This window comes from Dietzia sp. DQ11-44, from assembly GCF_014145205.1.
Classification (GTDB): Bacteria; Actinomycetota; Actinomycetes; order Mycobacteriales; family Mycobacteriaceae; genus Dietzia; species Dietzia natronolimnaea.
On record NZ_JAALEC010000337.1, the window covers coordinates 1 to 2,282 of the forward strand.

A 2,282-nucleotide genomic window follows, 5' to 3' on the forward strand; every position below is an offset into this window, starting at 1 on the left:
GGGCGCGCCCGCCGCCGGGGCCTGCTCGACCGCGGGCGCCGCCTCCCCGTCCCGGAAGGTCACCGGGGTGAACGTCTCGTTGGCGCCGTTGCGCACGCCGTGCGCGCCCCACGTGAGGAAGCCGCAGGTGACCTTGGTGCAGTCGATGCTCTTGCCGCCGGCGCCGGTGAAGGTGGGGCCGGGGACCGTGAGGTTCACCCGGAACGACCCGTCCGACCCCATCGTCGCCTGGGCTTCTCCCGACGTCGACGAGCCGGGAAAGGCGACAAAGGCCTGGAAGCCCTGGTTACTGCGCGACTGCTCGTCGGGGACGTAGTCGTAGGTCCGGCCGGTCGCGCCGCCCTGGGACGGCCCCCACCCTGACCCGTTGACCCACCCGAAGCCGATGTACACGCCACCGAATCCGCCCTCGACGGCCTGGAAACCCGAGCCCGACACGGTGAACCCGGTCCGGCCCGAGGTCGACGCCACCGCCCCGCCCAGTGAGCTGGACGCCGTCAGTCGTGCGGCGGCGTTCGCCGGCGCGTCGGCGAGGACGGCGAGCGCCGACGTACCGAGCAGCGCCAGCACCAGGACGGCGAGCATCCGCATCGCGGACGCCCGCATCGTTGATGACCGGGTGTGAATCACGTGAACTCCTTGACGAGGGCCGACCCGAGTGTCGCCGGGAACGCGGGCTCCGCCGGCGTCCGGGCGGTGCGGAATCGACGTCGATCCGGGGTGACCAACAGGTCCCCGGTGACGGGATGACGGTCGACGAGAACCGGCTGCTGATAGACCTCTTCCACCAGCTCGGCGGTGAGGACCCGGTCGGGTGGCCCCTCGGCACGGATCCGACCCCCGGAGATCATGACGAGCCGGTCGGACCACGCGGCGGCCAACTCCAGGTCGTGCAGGACCACCACCACCGCCCCGCCGGCGTCGGCCACGGTCCGGGCCAGCTCCAGGACGATCTCCTGATGGCGCAGGTCCACCGCGGCGGTGGGTTCGTCGAGGAGCAGCACTCCGGCCCGCTGGGCGAGCGCCCTCGACAGTGAGGCGCGCGCCTTCTCTCCACCGGACAGGGTCGGGAAGGTCCGGGACCGCAGCGAGGAGGTGTCGGTGGCGGCCAACGACTCCTCGATGATCTCCTCGTCGTCGTTCCCCTCGGGCAGCGCTGCCCAGGGGGCGCGCCCCATCGCGACGATCTCCCGCACGGTGAAGGGGAAGGCGACCGAGTTGGCCTGGGTGAGCAGGGCCCGGCGGCGGGCGAGGTCGCCGAGACGCCACCGGTGGAGATCGGTGCCGTCGAGCACCGTGCGGCCGGAGTCCGGGTCGGTGTCCCCCGCCACCACGCCGAGCAGCGTGGACTTGCCCGCACCGTTGGGGCCCACCAGCGCCAGCACCTCGCCTGCGTAGACCTCCAGGTCGACCGCGTCGAGCAGGGTCCGGCCACCGATTCGTACCGTGACGCGTTCGGCGGACAGCACCGGTACGCGTGACCCGGTGACGCTCATCCCCAGCCCCCTGCGGTGCGACGGGTGCGGTGGAGGAGCCAGAAGAAGAACGGTCCGCCGACGGCGGCCGTCACCATCCCCAGTGGCAGCTCCGCGTAGTTCACGGCGGTGCGGGCGAGCAGGTCGGCCGCCAGCAGACACACCGCACCACCCAGCGCCGACGCCGGAAGCAGCAGTCGGTGGCCCGGCCCGGCGATCATGCGGACGAGATGCGGCACCACCAGGCCGACGAACGCGACGATGCCGCAGAAGCTCACCGCAGCGGCCGTGAGCAGGCCGACCAGCAGGATCGAGAAGACACGCAACCGCTCCACGTTGACGCCCAGGTGGCGGGCCGGGCGCTCTCCGAGCGCGAGCAGGTCCAGAGGTCGCGCCAGACGCGCTGCCAGGACCAGCCCGAGCAACGCCAGAGGCGCCACCACCAGGACGTGCTCCCACCGGCTGCCGTTCAGGCTTCCCAGTTGCCAGAACACGATCTCCTCGCGGGCCTGGGTGTCCCCGAGGAACATGAGCAGCGCGAGCGCGGCTCCGGCGACGGCGTTCACGGCGATGCCGGTGAGGACCAGCGTGACCACCTCGGTCCTGCCGTTGCTCCGGCTGAACAGGTACACCGCGGTGGTGGTGATGATGCCGGCGACGAAAGCGCAGACGACGCTGGTCCAGGCACCGAAGGCGGTCAGCCCGAACACGATCGCCGCCGCGGCGCCCACGGCCGCCCCGGCGGACACCCCCACCACGCTGGGCTCGGCGAGCGGGTTGCCGAACGCGCCCTGCATGAGCGCCCCG

3 protein-coding genes are annotated in these 2,282 nt (G+C 72.3%); all 3 read right to left on the reverse strand.

Going from position 1 to position 2,282, the window contains the following annotated elements:
- Positions 1 to 630, reverse strand: a 630-nt coding sequence (locus tag G6018_RS09130; protein ID WP_206685261.1) for a hypothetical protein, incomplete at its 3' end; no start/stop codon positions are given.
- The gene (locus tag G6018_RS09135) at positions 627 to 1,496 is read right to left on the reverse strand and encodes a heme ABC transporter ATP-binding protein (RefSeq protein WP_182610083.1); all 870 of its coding nucleotides are present in this window, start codon (positions 1,494 to 1,496) and stop codon (positions 627 to 629) included. The genes G6018_RS09130 and G6018_RS09135, both read right to left, overlap by 4 nt.
- The coding region (locus G6018_RS09140; protein ID WP_182617737.1) for an iron ABC transporter permease at positions 1,493 to 2,282 on the reverse strand (790 nt) is incomplete at its 5' end. The genes G6018_RS09135 and G6018_RS09140, both read right to left, overlap by 4 nt.